Origin of the sequence: Mucilaginibacter sp. CAU 1740, assembly GCF_039839285.1 — a bacterium.
Lineage (GTDB): Bacteria > Bacteroidota > Bacteroidia > Sphingobacteriales > Sphingobacteriaceae > Mucilaginibacter.
This window is the reverse complement of sequence record NZ_JBDOQS010000002.1, coordinates 701,929-720,157: the sequence shown is the minus strand read 5'-3', so window position 1 is coordinate 720,157 and position 18,229 is coordinate 701,929. Positions and strand designations below refer to the sequence as shown.

The following is an 18,229-nucleotide window of genomic DNA, read 5'->3' as shown; positions in this document are numbered from 1 at the left end:
CCCTGTATAGCATGCGATTGCTTCGTGCCTCGCAATGACATGATGGTGAATTATATCGTTGGCGTTATCCCCTTACCTTCCCAAAAATCAATAATAGGCTTGTATGGCCCATATTTATGCTGTTGTTCTGTAAAAGGATCTTTAAACGGCCCCTTATCGTAATCTATAGCTTTTTCTTCGTAATTAGGATAATCAATCTCCTTAGTACTTGAAGGTAAAGGTCGTTTGTGTTTTTTATCATCGTTAACATAAGCAGCAATATCAAGCGCCTGGGCATCCGTAAGGAAAGGTTTGCCTACTTCTGTTTTATCATAAGGCATATTACCTTTTAACCATTGCGCCAGCTTCACTACCCGGTGCATGCTCGATCCGGGGCGATAAGCCAGTAAACCCCATACCGGCGGATACTCGTAAGTTACGTTATCAAAACGCATTTTACCTTCGCCATTTTTGGCGTGGCAGCGTTCGCAATTTTGGGCGTATAAAACTTCTCCCCTGTCGGATGATGCGGCTACATCCGGTAACTCTACTTCGAGGTTTTTGACACCTTTTTTAACTTGTGCTACGTTTGATGAATCACTCAGAAATTTCAAGTAGGCCATGATCGAGATCATTTCCTTACCATCCAAGGGTAAAGGTCTACCAAGATTTGGACGCATTACACAGTTGTTAATGCGTTCAGCCAATGATAAGATCCTGCCCTCCCTTGCCCGGTATTGCGGATAATCACGAAACGATTTTACGAGGTTAAAAGCGTAAGGCCTTGTACCGGCGTCACGGTGGCAGTTAGTGCAGTTCATTTTATTACCGGTATAATGTCCGTTGATACCTTCCGGACCAATATAGTAAGCGGTATGTAACATCAGTTCCCGGCCATAACGCACGGCGGCACCATATTTACCACCCGGTATTTTGGTAGTATCTATTGAAACCAGTTTTTCAGTAGCCGCAGAATCCGCATTGGCTACCTCTTCGGCATTGCCGCCGCTGCATGATGTTAGCTGCACCGCGTTAGCGAAAACAAACAACAGCAATAAAATGGTTATATATTGAAATTTCCTGTTCATCATCATTTATGGTTTTAAATAAGGATCAAGCTGTTCATATTTTATAAAGCCGGCCCGGTAGGTTGGTACGGATGTTTCCATTGTCCAGTGCAAACGACCCTTGTTATCGGCCAGTACCACAATGTGTCTTTTTGAGCAGCAAACCAGTGTGGTAGTATCGTTAATTTGATACGCGCTGCCCATACGGCCGTTAAAAATTTCTTTAGGTAGTTGGATGTGCATGGCAATGGTTGAGCTTTGGTGCTGCTCGTCTATCTTCATGGCATACACACCCGATTGGTGCTTCTCCACCCCGTTATCAAAAAACATGAGGTTACCCTGTGCGTTGATGTGTGCAGCGTGAGCCTGTGTAAAATTGCAATCGACGGGCATTTTGATAGTGCCGCCTTTGCCAAATTTGTAGATCACTTTGCCTGTTTTTGCGTTGATCTTCCAGATCTGCCCGTTGTTATAAAACGACATCAGGTAGTTACCGTCCCTGTCGTAACTCAGACTGTTAGCGTGCATCCAGTCTTTTTTTGTTTTGAGTATCTTCGCGTCTTTCAGCGGATCCATCACATCAAACACGCTCCATTTATAAAGCTGCTTGCCGGTTTTATCCATCACCATAATGCCATCACCATTAACGGTATCCTGTTTCGCGCCGCCTACCTTGGTGAGGTCCATTATCCGCTTATCTACATAAATAAATACCAGCTGGCCTTTATCATTTTTCAATATCTCGTGATGGATGGTTTGCTTAAAATCGCCCTGCCCTTTTTTGAGGTGTAGCAGTGTATCTCCCAATAAATTGATCTCCAATATTTCACTGCCATAACTGGTAGGTTCATCATTACGACCTAAAATGGATAGTAGGGTTTTATCTTTAGTAAAATTGATCACCTTAAAGCCCAGGTCATCTATGGTGTGATACCACCTGATCTGTCCTTTGTTATCAACCAAATAAGCCACGCCCGGCGCGTAGCGTTTATTAATGAGCATTAGCCCCTCATTAAACTCGACCGGTAACGTGGCTTTCGCAGCGACTTTTACGTTAAACTGTTCCTGCAAGAACAGCGGCAACCGGTGCGATTTAAAATTGTAAGTTTTACCTATCGTGGTATCACCATTGCTAACCGTCACAATATGATATGAATACGTAGTATCGGGCAAAATATTAGTTAGCACCAGCTTGTACGATGTGGCCTTGCTGGTATTCACCGAACGGTATTTTTCAGGATGCTTGCCGTCAATCCAATATTCGGCGTACAGATCAACGGGCTTGGTAGTGGTAACATCCAACCTTATCTTTAGCTCGTTATTGTTGTAAAGCCCCAGGTGGATTTCTTTAACGAGGTTACCGTCCGAGCACCTGCTCATCATCGTACCCAGCAATCCTATTATTAATATCTTAAACCAATCCTTCATCACTCAATTTTGTAATCCGGTTAAATGATAAAGAATATACAGCGCTATGGAGCCGTATATTCTTTATCGTATCCTCATTTAATGCTTATTGCTGCCTGCCCGCGTTGTTCAGGTTAGGGTTGATATTAACCTGGTTAAGCGGATAAGGGAAATACTCATCGCGCGGTAACTGCACGGTATTGGTTGCGCCAATACGTTTCAGGTAAGCGTTCACCACTACATCGTATTTACCAAATCGTTTCAGATCGGCCCTTCTTTTACCTTCATAGTAAAGTTCCCATCCACGCTCCTGCAACAAAGCATCGCGGAAGGTTGCCTGAGTAAAGTTTGCTGCAACCAACAATTTTGCGTGTGAGCGGCCTTTTACCTGGTTCACTAAACTTACGGCTTCGGCACTTGGGCCGCCCAGTTCGTTAAGTGCTTCGGCACGGCTAAGCAGTACATCAGCATAGCGTAAAACATCCACACTGTGGCCGTCATAATAAGTATTGGCACCGTTCGGGTCGGCATATTTCATGGTAGCTACATCGGGCATGTATAAAACACCGTCCGGAGCGGTTGCGCCTAATGAAGGCGCTTGTTTATGAGTTAAGCCGTCCACACCATCATATTGGGTGAAGAACATTTTCTTACGGTCGTCCTCATCGCCATAGCTGTTATAAAAATCCCAGGTTACGGCGTAGTACTGCCACCTGTCGGTTAACACCGGGTGGCTTAGCGGACCGAAGTGGTTCAGCAATTCGGTACCGTTAACGTTGGCATCACTCAATACCGAAAATATGTTTTCAGAACACCAGGTATTCGATTCTTTAAACAAGCCTTCGTAGGTTGGATACAGTTGATAAATACCCAAATCCATTACTTGCTTGGTTAAATCGGCAGCTTTTTGCCAGGCGTGTTCGCGCAGGTAAATTTTGGCCAGCAAAAACATAGCGGCGCCTTTGGTAGCACGACCAACATCATTGGTTGAATAGATGCTATTTTTGGTATAATCTGTCGGTAATACACTGATAGCATTTTCCAGATCGGTTATCATCAAGGCATCTACATCAGCCACCGGACTTGGTGGGGTTTGAGCTTTGTAATCGGGATTGGCTACGTCTTTTTCAGTATTCAGGATCACAGGCCCCCAGGAATCAGTCAAATCAGAATAAGCAATGGCGCGCAAAAACTTCATCTCGGCTAAAAACTGGCCTTTCTCAGCATCGGTGATACTTTTCATTGCCGCTATGTTGTAAATAGCGTTGTTAGCGTTAGCTATCAGTTTATAGATCTGGCGGTAATCTTCGGCAATTAAACCGTTAGCCGAGTTCCATTGCACTTGCGATAGCTGACCAGGGTCGCCGGCGTAACTACAGTGACCAACATCGGTAGTTAAATCTGTAAGAGCGAAGTGCCTAACCGTCCAATAATCAAAATTATCGCCAACTGCGGGGCCTTTTAACCGTGCATAAACCGAGTTTACGGCCGCGATAGCATCGGATTTTGTTAAGAAAGCATTCTGACTTGTTAAGCTGCTATATATTTTAGGTTCGAGATTGGTTTTGTTACACGAAAACTGCGCAAGCACCGCCGCTGCCAATACCAGGATATTATATTTTTTCATTTTGATTTAAATTTTGTTGATCCCTTAATGGATTAATGAATTGATGCCTTGATACCGAAGGTTACGGTTTTAAATGCCGGGAAGGAGTTAAAATCCAAACCGCCACCCAAAGCGCCCGAGTGTACATTTACTTCAGGGTCGGTACCTTTATAGCCGGTAATTGTCCACAGGTTTTGTGCCTCGGCATACACTTTTACTCCCTGCAATATTTTCATATTCTGGAACCAGTTTGCCGGGAAGTTATAAGCCAGCGATAATGATTTCAGGCGCACGTATGATGCATTTTCAACAAAACGTGAGTTAACATAGCTGCCGTAAGTGCTCAGGTAATAACCCTCGCGTGGGATAGATGTATTCTCGTTTTTGCCTACAACAAAGCGGTTCAGCGCAGCTGCACCGGTAGTTGATTCCAACACCATGGCGTTCATGTTGTATAGATAATAATCAAACGCTCCCTGGAAAAAGATGCCCAGATCGATGCCTTTGTAATGGAAATCGTTTCCAAAACCGGCCATGTAATGCGGGTTTGAGTTACCGAGATAAGTACGATCGGCCGGAGTAATTACGCCATCGCCGTTAACATCTTTGTATTTCGGGTCGCCCGCTTTTGAATTTGGTTGAGGGGCGTATTTCTCGCCGGTTTTAACTACGCCTTCGTAAACATAACCGTACAACTCGCCCAGCTCAATGCCCGGAACAACACGTGTAAACTCCTGGCCAGAAACTGTACCGCTTGGGTTGGCGGTATTGGTGCTGATCACCAGTACACCTGGACCTAAATCCAACGCTTTCTGTTTATTGTAAGCGAAGGTAACCGTGGTATTCCACGACAGATTTTTGTTGCGGATATTGCTGGTATTAACCGAAAGTTCGATACCACGGTTTTGGATAGCACCGCCGTTTACATATTGATTGCTGAAACCCCATTGCTGCCCGATAGGGATTTGGATCAGCAAGTCGGTTGTTTTTTTGGAATAGTAATCAATGCTGGTATTGATACGGCCATTGGCAAAGCCCATATCCAAACCAATATTTAACTGGCGTGTAGATTCCCATTTAAGGTTGGGGTTGGCCAATGTTTTTGGTTCGATACCGGTTTGCAAATTGCCTGTTTCGTTAAGCACTACACCGTAAGGGCCAAAGGTTGAAAGGTATAAGCTTGCCGGGATCCTGTCGTTACCGGTAATACCGTAGCTTACACGGGCTTTCAGGTTCGAGAAGGTGTGCAGGTCTTTAACAAAATCTTCATCAGTAAGCTTGTAAGCTACAGCACCAGCCGGGAAAAAGCCCGAACGTTTGTTTGAACCAAAGTTTGATGAGCGGTCATCGCGATAAGAGAACGATGCCAGGATCTTATCTTTATAAGCATAATTTAACCTGGTGAAGTACGAGGTAAGGAAAGCCTCGGCCTTGCTGCTTCCGTAACCGTTGGTTAATGAACCTGCACTCAGGTTATAATACAGGAATGCATCTGTAGAAAAACCTTTAGAGCTTGCACTTAAACCATCGGTTACGTCTTTTTGGTTTGATGTACCTAATAGCACGGTAAAGTCGTGATCTTTAGCAATATTGAATTTATAGGTAAGGTAGTTTTCCACTATCCACCTGAAGGCCGATGATGTTTGCTCGCTGGCTACACCACCCTGTTTGGCACCGGCTATAGTAGTTGTAGGCAGGTATTGGCCCGCGGTGGTTTGGCTATATTCGGTACCGGCGGTTAAGTGGTATGTTAAACCGTTAATGATCTTATAATCCAAACCAATATTGGCGTTAACCAATTTGTTGCCGCTATTATTAGTTGGCTCCAGTAATCCCGAAAGCGCGTTGGTTTTTGTGCCCTGGGTAACATAGTAGTTATACGAGCCATCCGCATTGTAAGGATTTACGTTTGGCGGTGCCGTTAACAAACTGAACAACGGCGCGGTAATATCGCCCGAGTATGATTGCAACGTTGAGTTTGAATTAGCGCCATAAAAGTTAGCGCTGATCTTCAGGTTATCGCTCATTGTTTTCTCGGCACCTATTCTTGCTGTATAACGCTCATAACCGGTATGCTGTAATACACCTACCTGTTTAATGTGGTTAGCGGCAACATAGATCTTAGAATTTTGATCGCCAGAACTTAAGCTGATGCTTTGGTTCTGCACCGTAGCGTTACGGGTAGCCAGTTTTAACCAGTTGGTATTAGCCACCTGGAAACTTGATGGATACGGCTGTGGTTTGCCATCCTCTAAAGCGGTAGCATTTTGAATATCTGTATATTGCTGACCGGTTAGCAATTCTGGTTTATATGTTAAATATTGCGAACCGCCTGATATATCAACATCTAAAGAAACTTTTCCGTTTTTGCCCTTTTTAGTAGTGATCAATACAACACCATTACCCCCCCTTGCACCATAAATAGCGGTGGCCGAAGCGTCTTTAAGTACCTGGATATCCTCAACATCATTAGGGTTAACCTGGTTGCCATTATCGCTGATGAAACCATCAACCACATATAAAGGCGATGTAGAGGTATTGATTGAGTTACCGCCCCTAACCGTAATGCTAATTCCCGCACCCGGTGCAAAGCTTGATTGCTGCACCTGCACACCGGCAGCCTTACCTTGTATAGCCTGACCAATATTGGTTGTTGTACCGCCCAGCGTTAGGTTATCGCTTTTTATAGAACTGATAGAACCGGTGAGGTCGCCCTTTTTTACACTTCCGTAGCCTACAACCACTACCTCGTTCAGTTTATTGAGATCTTCTTGTAAGGTAACGGTCAGTTCGGTTGAGTTACCGATAGTTACCTCCTGAGTTTTATAGCCTACATAAGATACAAGCAGTTTACTCGCGCTTCCTTGTAACGTAAGTTTAAACTTACCGTTAACATCGGTAGTAGTAGTATTTTTAACGCCTTGCTGGGTTACTGTAGCGCCAATAACGGGACCGTCTTTATCTTTTACGCTACCGCTGATAACTGTTTGTGCGCTGGCCAGCATCGGCAATAATAAAAAGAGGGTGCAGCAAATCATTTTAAAAAGGCCGTTGAGTTGCCCCTTTAAATTGATTTGTTTGCCTGAACCCTGTTTTGGGGTTGAGTAAATTTTAATCATACGTGGTGGGTGTTAGTATTAATTAATTGTTAGTTTTTTGTTGTGATTTAGTCCTGTTTTTGAATATTGGAAATTAGAGATACAGGGTTGTGAAAGCAAAAAATCAGCCCCGCAAACACAGCGCAAACGTTTGTTTTGGAGGATTTTGGGCTTACGCAAACGTTTGACTGGAAGTAGTTTGCGGGGATGAATTGGATTAATTGAGGCGAAATAGTGGCGTGATCCCATTTGTGATACAGCTATTTATGCTGCTATCAGAGGTAATCGGCGTGTTTCGGAAAGACATTTGAAAAAATTGATTATGAGCTACTTATTAATTGATGCCATTGCGTGTGGTAAAAACCAAGGCTTCTGAAGAGGATATAACATTCGCCCAATACTGGTCGAAGTTTAGCGATAGCGTAACTTCGTCCTATAGTGTCGGAAGCATTCTGCTTCCGTATTGCTTCATTAAATATCTTTCTATATCTCAAAGTTAAGCTGAAAGCTTAACACAGTTTAGGACGAAGTTACGCTATCGCTAAACTTCGACCAGAATTTGAGGATTAGGTGGTTAAGTCAGAGAATAACCTGTTGTTCCCATGGGTTACGCTATCGCTAAACCCGCGGTAGTTTATAAATAAAAAAGCCCGGCTTGCGCCAGGCTCTATGTTTAAAACTATTAAAACTTACTCTTTAAAAACCACTATCATCAAGCGCGAAAGTATTCTTACGTTCCTTCCATTTCCCTTTCGTAAAATCAGGGAACTCAACGCTGGCATTTCCTTTTTTTAATGATTGGGTTGATAGTGGCGTGATCACACTCATTGTAACCGAATCATATACATCAATAGGCGTTTGGCGTTTTTGCTTTACCGATTCGATAAAGGCGTTGAATACAAACCAGTCCATACCGCCATGGCCTGCGCCCTCGGCAAACTTTTCGTATTTTTTCCAAAGTGGATGATCATATTTATCAAACCAGTCTTTTGCCGGATCCCATACATCATCTTCTTTGGATTGATGGTCGATATAAACGCTTTTGTTTACATCCATCCACAAACCTTTGGTGCCTTGCACGCGGAAACCTAACGAATATGGCCTTGGCAAATGGGTATCATGGCTTAGCAATACGGTTTCACCATTGGCGCAGTTGATCATGGTGGTAGTTACGTCACCGTTTTTATAGTTGATCTTAGCATTAGGGTGGCCGGGGGATTTTTCCTCAACATAGGCCGACAAACCACGGGCTTTGCTGCTGAAAGATACCAGGTTTGTAAAACGGTTACCGGCATTGATATTGGCATAGTGCATACAAGGGCCTGCACCGTGAGTTGGATAAATATCGCCATCCACATCAATATTAAATTGCGTACGCCATTGTGCTTCGCTCAGGGCTTTAGGACCGAACTCCACACCTCCGCCGTAATATTGCTTACCATCGTTAAATAAAACCTGACGAAGGTTATGCTGATACCCACCTTCTAAATGGATCATCTCACCAAATAAATTCTGGCGCACCATGTTCAGGGCTGCCATAACATCGCGACGATAGCAAACGTTTTCCAACGTCATGTATGGCATACCTGTTTTTTCGGAAGTGTTGACAATATCCCAGTGGTCTTCTACCGTTAAGCCTGCAATTACCTCGCAGCCTACATATTTACCGGCTTTCATGGCATCAATAGCTTGCGGATGGTGAAACTGCCATGGGGTAGCGATGATCACAGCATCGATATCTTTATGATCGAGCAGTTTTTTGTAAGCATCAAGTCCGCCAGTGTATTCTTTTACCGGGGCGTGGCCTTTTTTGGCGATGTATTCGCGGCAAATTTTCAGGGAGCTTTCCTGAGTATCGCAAATAGCTATGATCTCCACATCATCGCGAAGCAAGCCTTCGGCAATATGGCTCATACCGCGGGCACCTACGCCAATGTAACCTAAACGCACCTTGGCCGGTGCGGATGCAAACAAACTGCCTGATGGCAAAATACTGAAACCTGCCGCTGCGATGGCGCTGGTTTTTAGAAATTGTCTTCTTTCCATATATTAAATATCGTTGTTTTGGGGCTTATTTATTGGGTAGATTTTTAAAATCGATCACCGGCTTTTGGCCGGCTGCTTTACGATCAAATGAGGTTTTAAGCTTGATATAATTATCAAAGAACCCGCCGTTTTGCAGGTAGAATTTATTGCCTTCTGTTCCTCCGGCGTAATCTTTACGGTAATTGGCGTTAGCGGTTGCATCACCAGTGTAAACGGCATTGGTTAATTCCTGCCAGTTATTATTGCTATCTCCTATCCATTGATTAGTGAAGAACGCCTTACGGATCTGATCGCCATTTTCCGGTTCAAAATTCTCAACAAACGAATAAAGGTGCGTTAAATAAGTTGCCTTTTGCGGGCGGGTAAAGCAGGCTATCAAAAACCATTTACCGGCGATTACATCTTTAAAGTAAGCCGTATAAGTAGTTGTTTTCTTCGCAAAATCAGGCTCCGCGCTTAACAGGAAAGCATAGGCTTGTCCGGCTTTCCAGGGGAAACGCATATAGCTTTGCCCGCCCGATCCTTCATTACCAAACTCGCCGATATGTACCCCCGCGCCACTTTTTATTAGCTTGATGCGCATGCTATCCGGAATACTTTTCGGATCTTCAGTATTAAAAGGACTCCATACTGAAAATAACACCCTCCGCTCGGTAGCCGAGTTTACCTGCATCCCGAAATACCCTTCGCCAAAACCATCAGCCATAAAATAAGATCCTATTATGTCCTGGCCTTTAGGCACAATGATCTCATTGTAAAACCATTTTACTTTGTCTTGTTTATCCTCGGCAACCGGGTAGCGCAAATGTACCGATGGCCCCCTTCTACCAAAATGAAATGAGCTACCTTTCGTGACATAGGCAATATCTTTGTCCGGATGTTGCAGCGTAACTATAAGGTCGGATACATCGGCATAAGTGCTTCCGGTTTTACTGATACCTTTTAAGCTGATCTTCACATGGCCAGGCTGGCTTATATGGATCGTCCCAAATTCAACTGTATCAAAAGCCTTATTACTCAACTTTTTCGTAAACTCATTTTTTCCTGCGGAAAGCTTTATGGTGCTTGTCCCATCTGCAACCTTCACTCTCAAAGCAAGTTTTATATCCTGTGCCTCACTCAACCTAAAATAGATGTTAGCTGTTGATTTTGGGCTACTCCAATTAAAAAGCCCTTCATCGGTTATCGAATCCGGCCGGTTAACCCAGGCATTGCCCCCAAGCGGAATAATGTGGCGCAATTTCGATGCATCGATACGGGCTTCCTGTGCCATTACCGTATGAGAGTATATCAGTGCAAAAAATAGGGCTATGCAAATTGAAATGGTTTTCTTCATGATCAGCTTATGGGCGGCTATGTTTTTATAAATGTAGTTGCATTAGTTGTTTTAGTAAAGAATAAACTGCGCAATTTCAACGCAAACGTTTGTAATGTGGCCATATTTATCCGGTATCTTGCCATAATTACTAATACCCCATCTTACAAAAGCATCATTGTAAGCAACTATTTATCAAAGTATTGCAGTTGTTAATTTCAGGAACAACCAGGTTACACATTTTTTTATACCATTATTGCCGGCCGCCCAAATCAGTCCGAATGCTACGCAAACGTTTGCTTTAGCTTATCTCGCAATAATGCCTTAACTTTAAAAATAAAACAGCGAAACGGGGCATACATGCAGGGAAAACCAACAACAATTAAGGAGATAGCGCAAATTTTAGGTATTTCTGTTTCAACAGTTTCGAGGGCTTTGCATGATCATCCGAGCATTGGCCTTACCACCAGGGCCAAAGTAAAAAAGCTGGCCGCCGAGCTTAGCTATGAGCCTAACCAAACTGCCATATTCCTGCAAAAGGGCAAAACGCATACCATCGGCGTTATTCTGCCCGAACTTTCGGAAGCTTTCTTCTCTGTCGCCATCAGTGCTATTGAGGATACGGCCTACAAAAAGAATTATACCGTACTACTGGCCCAATCGCATGATGATGAGGTGAAAGAAAAGCAACTGGTGGAGAAAATGAAAAACCACCGGGTGGATGGGTTGCTGGTTTCTGTAGGAAAAAACACGTCATCGTACCAACATTTCGAAAACCTTAAAAAGTATAATATCCCTGTGGTATATTTTGATAGGATCCCGTCTATCCCTAACATCCACTATGTGGCCTGCAATATGGAAATAGGCACTATCGAAGCAGTTAGCTACCTGCTTAAAAAAGGTCATCGTACCATAGGCATGATCAACGGTCCGCAAACTATGGTGGCCACCGGCGAGCGTAAGGAAGGTTACATTAAGGCTATGACCAAAAACCGCTTAAAATACGATCCATCACTTATTGTATCCTGTGATTTAACCGAACAAGGCACACAAAAGGCTTTAGACGAACTGCTTAACAACAAACGCAAGCCAACCGCCATAGTAACTTTTAACGATTACGTAGCGCTTTTCGCCATCAAATACGCGCAAAAACTCAACATCAAAATAAATAAAGACCTGGAGTTTGTGAGCTATGCCAACCTGCCGCTCATCAACTATATGGAAAACATCCCGGCGGCATCGGTTGAGCAATTTCCTTATTTACAGGGACAAAAAGCTACCGATATTTTGATGGACTTGTTGCATCATCAAGGCGCGGCAGGCAATGAGCCAAGCGCTTTTTATAAGGTGATCATTGAATCGCAACTGGTAGAGAACAAAAAATAAACCCGAATAAAAAAACAGTCAAACGTTTGCGCATGGCTATCATTTAACATTTAGCTATGTTTGAAAACAAGTTAACACCCGTACTATGTTTAATGATATCCTTATCAATTTTGGATTGAACGCTTCCGACTACCAGGTACAGCCCTTTGGCTCGGGCCTCATTAACCATACCTATAAGGTAAGCGGTGTTAACCAATCATATATTTTACAGCAGATCAATAACTCGGTATTTAAAGACCCCGACGCGATTGATCATAACCTTGCTTTGATCAAAGATTATCTGGATAAAAACAGTCCGGATTATTTATTTGTAGCGCCAATTAAAGGCAAAGAGGGCAAATCTATCATTCAATCCGCCAATGGCGATTTTTATCGACTGTTTCCTTTTATTGAAGGTTCGCATACAGTAAATTTTTTGCAAGCCGATAGAGAGGCCTTTAATGCAGCACTGCAATTTGGCAGGTTTACCCACTTGCTGAATAATTTCGACATTAATAAACTCAGCTATACCCTACCTGATTTCCATAACCTTAAACTGCGCTTCGAGCAGTTTAAACAAGCCGCCACAGATACCGCGACTGATAAACTGGAGGAAGCCTCCGCCGAAATACGGGAAGCCTATAACAACGCCAATATTGCCCACACCTACAACCAGATAGTGCAAAACAGCGAGATCCCGTTGCGCGTGATCCATCATGATACCAAAATCAATAACGTATTGTTTGATGATAAGCATAACGCCCTTTGTCTGGTTGACCTGGATACCGTAATGCCCGGCTATTACCTGAGCGATGTTGGCGATATGATGCGCACCTACCTATCCGCAGCAAACGAGGAGGAAAAACAGCTGGATAAAATTGTAATAAGACAAGAGTTTTTTAAAGCCATATACGCGGGCTATATGGCCGAAATGGGCGGCATCCTCACTGACGCTGAAAAGCAGCTGTTTATTTTTTCGGGCCAGATGATGATCTATATGCAAGGGTTACGCTTTTTAACCGATTTTTTAAATAACGATATCTATTATGGCGCGCAATATGAAGGGCACAATTTGATGCGGGCAAAAAACCAGTTCAGGTTGCTTAGCGAATATCAGAAAGCTATTCCGGAGTTTGAATCTATAATTGCGGGAGTAAATAAAGAACTACTGGATACAACAGGCGTTTAAAACAATATTTCGGCTTATTGGCAAATAATATGTAATATTCCATCCTGAAAATAAACGCTACAGTGATCAGGATAAAAAGCTACAGGGACGATAATTCGGATAATCACAACATCATCATTAAAGGCATCGCCATTGAAGAGCTTACCGAAAGCCTGATAGCCCAATACGCCGCTGTAAGTATTTATTTTGATAAAGAAAGCTACCGGCAAATCCTCCCGAAACATATCGAAATTGATAACGGGGCATTTACTAACCAAGCCGCTACCGTAGCCTTTCCCGAAGTTATTGTTACCCGCCAGCCCGAACAGCTTTCATTATCATGTGCTTGCAGCGCCCCTCGCGATAAATTATGCGAACACCAGGCGCAGGTGTTATCCGCCATTATCCAGCGTGATGAGTTTCGGGTTTTCTTTGATGATAAACTCAGGCATCAGAAAATCAGGAAAATAGCCGGAGACTACGGTTTGGAAAATGAAACCAACCTTGATCAATACTTCGATGTAAGATATCATCACAAGGGTATCGAAATAACGCCGAGATCAGCCGCTTTAACTGTAGTGACCAAAGAAAGTCTGGATGCGCTGCAATCGGTGATTGTTAAAGATAACCATGAACCGCCAGAGCAACCCGGCGATGCCGAAGATAAAACTATTTGTGTAGTACTTAAACAGCACAAATACTATAAATACCTGTTTATTGAGCTTTACAACGCGCAAACTACCAAGGATGGCAAGATCAAAAATCCGCTAACGCCTATCGCGCCGCTTGATATGGTTTGGGATACCGAAGATGCAGCCAAACTCAAATTTTTTACCGGCGTACATAAGTTTCAAAACCACATTAACGCGCAGCGAACGGTTGCCGATATCTCGGCGTTAAAAGCTATAGTTAAAAACCCTTTAAGCTATAGTTTTTATGCGCACGATAGTAATATCTCAGATAATGTAACCGCAGGTTCGGTAAGCCCTGTTAAAGTAAAAACACTACAAAGCGATATCAACCTCAAGGTAAATACCTGGGGTGATTTTTATGAGATAAGCGGTGTGTTCAACATAGATAGTCTGCTTTATGATGTTAAAGACCTCGAACTTAAATTCAACTATTTTCTTTCAGTTGGCGATACACTCTACTTCATCAATAACCTGCAGGTTTTGAATGTAATTGAGCTGCTTAAAAAGAAACACGGCAGCTTGCAGGTGCATAAAAGTAAATATGCCGATGTAAAATCGCAGCTGCTGAACAAACTGGAAAGCAAACTCAGTATCGATTACACCTACATCAAACCCGCAACGCCGGCGCAGATAAAAGATGAAGGCTTTGATCAACCTGCTGAAAAAATCATCTACCTATCAGATTTTGGCGCGCATGTAATGATCATCCCTGTTATGCGCTACGGCGAGGCAGAGATCCCAATCCGCACCAAAAAACAAATTTACGGTACCGACGAAAAGGGCAACCAATTTATGGTGCAACGCCGCGACGATGAGGAAATAGCCTTTACCGCCTTGCTCATGAAGCAGCACCCTTATTTTGACGAACAGGTAGATAACGACCTTGAATACTTTTACCTGCATAAAAGACATTTTTTGGATGAAGACTGGTTTCTGGATGTTTTCAACCAGTGGCGCGACCACCAAATTGAGATCCTCGGCTTCAACGAACTGGAAGGCAATAAACTAAACGCCAACAAGGTAACCATCCATATTAAAGTACTGAGCGGCATTAACTGGTTCAATACGGTTATAGATGTAAAATTTGGCAAAAAACGGGCGAGCCTGAAACAGGTACACCAGGCGGTTAAAAACAAGAACAAATACGTTAAGCTTGATGACGGTACGCAGGGAATTTTGCCCGCCGAATGGATAGAAAAATTCACAGATTATTTTAACTCGGGCGAGATTGGGGATGATGATACCCTCCATACCTCAAAAAGTAATTATAGTGCTATACAGCAATTTTATGATAAGGAAATGCTGGATGATGAAGTGCGGGACGAGATTAATATTTACCACAAAAAATTAGGAATCACTAATAAAATTGAACAGGTTACTGTACCCGCAGGGTTAAACGGCACGCTCCGCCCGTACCAGCACCAGGGTTTAAACTGGCTTAACTATTTGGATGAGCTTAACTTTGGCGGCTGTTTGGCCGATGATATGGGCCTGGGTAAATCAATCCAGATCATAGCTTTTATATTGCTGCAAAGAACTAAGGCTGAGAACAATACCAACCTTATTGTTGTACCAACTTCGCTCCTGTTTAACTGGCAACAGGAAATTCAAAAATTCGCGCCGTCAATAAGTGTACATACAATTTACGGGGCAGAACGTGCCCGTCATGCCGATGACCTTCATAAATACGAGGTGGTGCTTACCTCCTATGGCACTTTACTTTCGGATATCAACTTTTTGAAAAATTTCTATTTCAATTATGTTTTCCTGGATGAATCGCAGAACATTAAAAACCCCGAATCGCAACGGTATAAAGCATCTCGGTTATTAAAATCGCGCAACAAGATCACCGTAACCGGTACGCCGATAGAGAACAACACCTTTGATCTTTACGGGCAGTTGTCGTTCGCCTGTCCGGGTTTACTGGGCAGCAAGCAGTACTTTAAAGATATTTACGCCGTACCTATCGATAAGTTTAAGGGCAGCAAACGCGCGCTGGAGTTGCAAAACAAAGTCAAGCCATTCATCCTGCGCCGTACCAAGCAACAGGTGGCTAAAGATCTGCCGGAGAAAACCGAAATGGTGCTTTACTGCGAGATGCAGCAGGAACAGCGCCATATTTATGATTCGTACGAGAAAGAGTTTAGAGAATATATTTCGGCCACTACTAACGAGGAATTGAAAAAAAGTTCGATGAACGTATTGAAAGGCATTGGTAAACTGAGGCAGATCTGCGATTCGCCGATGTTGTTAAAGGGCGAAAAAATGCCGGGTGATGCATCGGCCAAGATCAATACTTTACTGGAAGAGATCGAAGGTAAAATGCACCAGCATAAAATACTGGTATTCTCGCAATTTGTATCGATGCTCGATTTGATCCGAAAGGAATTAAAAGACCGCAATATCCGCCACTCCTACTTAACCGGGCAAACCCGTAAGCGCGAGGCAGCGGTAAACGAATTTCAAAATGACCCAGGTGTACGTGTATTCCTCATTAGCCTAAAAGCAGGCGGTACAGGTCTTAATCTAACCGAAGCCGATTATGTTTACCTGGTAGACCCATGGTGGAACCCCGCAGTAGAAAACCAGGCCATCGACCGTTGCCACCGCATTGGGCAAGACAAAAACATAGTAGCCGTAAGGTTAATTTGCCCCGGAACAGTTGAGGAAAAGATCATGATCATGCAGCAAACCAAAAAAGACCTGGCCGATAACCTGATCCGACCGGATAGCACCATCGCCGCTTCTTTGTCAAAAGATGATCTGCTTGATTTATTGAATTAGCAGGTTCTGTTCAGAACCTGCTTAATATTTGCAATTATACTTTTGATTTGCGCAACAGCGGCAAAACCACAAAAGTTACCAGGCAATGCGCCACTAATGAAAGGCCGAAAGTGAATACAAAGATGTACGACTTTTTAGTAGTTGTGTCAAAGTAATCCAAAAAACCTGATTGATTGGTGCCGCTGTAAAGAAACGCTAATACAAAAACGGTTAAACCTGTAAGCCACAAAGTTAGATGCGAATAAAAATAACGGGGAGCCTTTAATTTTGCGTTATTAAATGATGTAAATAATAAAACTACGTGGGCAATAAAAAAAGCTGCAGCAATCAGGATTAGGGTGTAAAGCATGTGATATAAAATTATTTAACCATGAAGATAAACGTTTTGGGAGTACAACCAAAATCAACATGCACATTTTTTCACAATTTTATTCCAATTGGTCGGGAGCGGCCGGTTTAGCAGGATCATAAATAGCTACCCCTACTCTTGAATCGGCGCAACCATAATATAAAAACCACTTATTTTTAAAGTAGGCCATTCCCTCAATAAAAACCGTTCCATTTACATACTGACCACTTTTTTCGAAGGGGGCCATCGGGCGTAGAAATGGTAAATCAAGCCTCGATACAAATTTCTGCGGATCTTTCGCGCTGAATAATGCCTGCCCGGCACAATACGAGTTGGAGTTGAAACGTGTATCGCGGCCTTCGGCAGGCTTATTTTTGCCATTGTAAAATAGGATCACGCCGTTTTTAGTCATGACGGCGGGCGGACCGCATTCGGTTAGGTCGCTATCAAAATAGCCATCCCGTGGGGACATCAGTTCTTTCAACTCACCTTTCATATCAATAACCGGCGACCAGTCGACCAGGTTGGTTGAGGTAGCACCATAAACATGATGTTCCCCCCAGTATAAAAAGTATTTTCCTCCGGTTTTAATGATCACTTGCTTGCCATTAACCACCTGCGTTAAAATGGAAGCCGATTTACTGGCAATATTAAAAAACTTACCATTATAAGCCTTTTTGAATATGGGGCCGTTCTTTTTCCAATGGATCAAATCTGTCGACGTCGCTACGCCCAGGCGGGGTAGTTCACGATTCCATTCGGTATAAAACACAACGTAAGTACCCTGCGGGGTAACGGCAACGCGCGGGTCTTCGCAGCCGCCTGGCCATTCATATTTTTTGGATACATCGTTATCCGGGTAAAGTACCGGACCTTTTTTACGGGTAAAATGAATGCCATCGCTGCTTTCCGCATAGCCAAGGCGAGAGGTTCTGAAACCGATGCCTATGCCATAAAGATCTTCAGCACGATACAGAACCACGATTTTGTTATTCTTGATAGCCGCTGCCGGGTTAAAAGTATCGTTAGCTTCCCACTGAACCTGCTTATTACTCATCGGATCCAAAAACCTCGATGTAGTATCGGGCGAGATGATAGGGTTTACATTTGCCGGACGGGTAAAACCTCCAAATGCCCATTTAGGCAACACATTTTTTGTGGATTGGGCAAAGCAAACTTCGCCAAATAAAAGCAATATGAGCGCCGTTTTCAGCTTTAAAAATTTGAATATCATAAGCAGGCAGAATAATTGGTTGTAATCGGCAGGTGTCAATAATTTTAACGCTGATAATATCGTTAAAAAACATTGAAAACAAACACGATACATCTGTTTTATCATCAAAAACACTAAAT

11 protein-coding genes are annotated in these 18,229 nt (G+C 43.2%); 3 read left to right on the top strand and 8 right to left on the bottom strand.

Features of this window, described 5'->3' with window-relative positions; all coding sequences use genetic code 11:
- Positions 1–50: 50 nt before the first annotated feature.
- The 6 genes from AAFN85_RS07125 to AAFN85_RS07100 form a co-directional block, all read right to left on the bottom strand.
- Positions 51–1,070 carry a c-type cytochrome gene (locus AAFN85_RS07125; RefSeq protein WP_347526385.1) on the bottom strand — a complete coding sequence of 340 codons (1,020 nt, stop codon included), beginning with the start codon at positions 1,068–1,070 and terminating at the stop codon, positions 51–53.
- Between the two features lie 3 nt (positions 1,071–1,073).
- Positions 1,074–2,474: an aryl-sulfate sulfotransferase gene (locus AAFN85_RS07120; protein WP_347526383.1), complete on the bottom strand. Its 1,401-nt coding sequence runs from the start codon at positions 2,472–2,474 to the stop codon at positions 1,074–1,076.
- 85 nt (positions 2,475–2,559) lie between these two features.
- Positions 2,560–4,080, bottom strand: a complete 1,521-nt coding sequence (locus AAFN85_RS07115) for a RagB/SusD family nutrient uptake outer membrane protein (protein WP_347526382.1) — start codon at positions 4,078–4,080, stop codon at positions 2,560–2,562.
- Between the two features lie 32 nt (positions 4,081–4,112).
- Positions 4,113–7,178 (bottom strand): TonB-dependent receptor, encoded by a 3,066-nt coding sequence (locus AAFN85_RS07110; protein WP_347526381.1) that lies wholly within the window; start codon positions 7,176–7,178, stop codon positions 4,113–4,115.
- 675 nt (positions 7,179–7,853) lie between these two features.
- A complete protein-coding gene (locus AAFN85_RS07105) occupies positions 7,854–9,203 on the bottom strand; it encodes a Gfo/Idh/MocA family oxidoreductase (protein WP_347526380.1) in 1,350 nt (449 codons plus the stop codon).
- A gap of 25 nt (positions 9,204–9,228) precedes the next feature.
- Positions 9,229–10,539, bottom strand: coding sequence for a DUF3472 domain-containing protein (locus AAFN85_RS07100; protein WP_347526379.1), 1,311 nt, complete (start codon positions 10,537–10,539; stop codon positions 9,229–9,231).
- 339 nt (positions 10,540–10,878) lie between these two features.
- On the opposite strand from AAFN85_RS07100, the gene AAFN85_RS07095 reads away from it, so the two are divergent.
- The 3 genes from AAFN85_RS07095 (at position 10,879) to AAFN85_RS07085 (ending at position 16,527) form a co-directional block, all read left to right on the top strand.
- On the top strand, positions 10,879–11,904 hold the full coding sequence (locus AAFN85_RS07095) for a LacI family DNA-binding transcriptional regulator (RefSeq protein ID WP_347526378.1): 1,026 nt from the start codon (positions 10,879–10,881) through the stop codon (positions 11,902–11,904).
- Positions 11,905–11,989: 85 nt separating this feature from the next.
- Positions 11,990–13,072, top strand: coding sequence for an aminoglycoside phosphotransferase family protein (locus AAFN85_RS07090; RefSeq protein ID WP_347526377.1), 1,083 nt, complete (start codon positions 11,990–11,992; stop codon positions 13,070–13,072).
- Between the two features lie 62 nt (positions 13,073–13,134).
- Positions 13,135–16,527 carry a DEAD/DEAH box helicase gene (locus AAFN85_RS07085; protein WP_347526376.1) on the top strand — a complete coding sequence of 1,131 codons (3,393 nt, stop codon included), beginning with the start codon at positions 13,135–13,137 and terminating at the stop codon, positions 16,525–16,527.
- A gap of 34 nt (positions 16,528–16,561) precedes the next feature.
- Here AAFN85_RS07085 and AAFN85_RS07080 read toward each other — a convergent pair whose 3' ends face one another.
- Both AAFN85_RS07080 and AAFN85_RS07075 read right to left on the bottom strand, forming a co-directional pair.
- Entirely contained in the window at positions 16,562–16,876 is a 315-nt protein-coding gene (locus AAFN85_RS07080) for a hypothetical protein (RefSeq protein WP_347526375.1), read from the bottom strand.
- Positions 16,877–16,955: 79 nt separating this feature from the next.
- Positions 16,956–18,110, bottom strand: a complete 1,155-nt coding sequence (locus AAFN85_RS07075) for a glycoside hydrolase family 130 protein (RefSeq protein ID WP_347526374.1) — start codon at positions 18,108–18,110, stop codon at positions 16,956–16,958.
- Between the last annotated feature and the right edge of the window lie 119 nt (positions 18,111–18,229).

Bases quoted from the DNA above. Each gene is read 5' to 3' on its own strand.
- AAFN85_RS07125 (WP_347526385.1), bottom strand. From the start codon at position 1,070: ATGATGAACAGGAAATTTCAATATATAACCATTTTATTGCTGTTGTTT.
- AAFN85_RS07120 (WP_347526383.1), bottom strand. From the start codon at position 2,474: ATGAAGGATTGGTTTAAGATATTAATAATAGGATTGCTGGGTACGATG.
- AAFN85_RS07115 (WP_347526382.1), bottom strand. From the start codon at position 4,080: ATGAAAAAATATAATATCCTGGTATTGGCAGCGGCGGTGCTTGCGCAG.
- AAFN85_RS07110 (WP_347526381.1), bottom strand. From the start codon at position 7,178: ATGATTAAAATTTACTCAACCCCAAAACAGGGTTCAGGCAAACAAATC.
- AAFN85_RS07105 (WP_347526380.1), bottom strand. From the start codon at position 9,203: ATGGAAAGAAGACAATTTCTAAAAACCAGCGCCATCGCAGCGGCAGGT.
- AAFN85_RS07100 (WP_347526379.1), bottom strand. From the start codon at position 10,539: ATGAAGAAAACCATTTCAATTTGCATAGCCCTATTTTTTGCACTGATA.
- AAFN85_RS07095 (WP_347526378.1), top strand. From the start codon at position 10,879: ATGCAGGGAAAACCAACAACAATTAAGGAGATAGCGCAAATTTTAGGT.
- AAFN85_RS07090 (WP_347526377.1), top strand. From the start codon at position 11,990: ATGTTTAATGATATCCTTATCAATTTTGGATTGAACGCTTCCGACTAC.
- AAFN85_RS07080 (WP_347526375.1), bottom strand. From the start codon at position 16,876: ATGCTTTACACCCTAATCCTGATTGCTGCAGCTTTTTTTATTGCCCAC.
- AAFN85_RS07075 (WP_347526374.1), bottom strand. From the start codon at position 18,110: ATGATATTCAAATTTTTAAAGCTGAAAACGGCGCTCATATTGCTTTTA.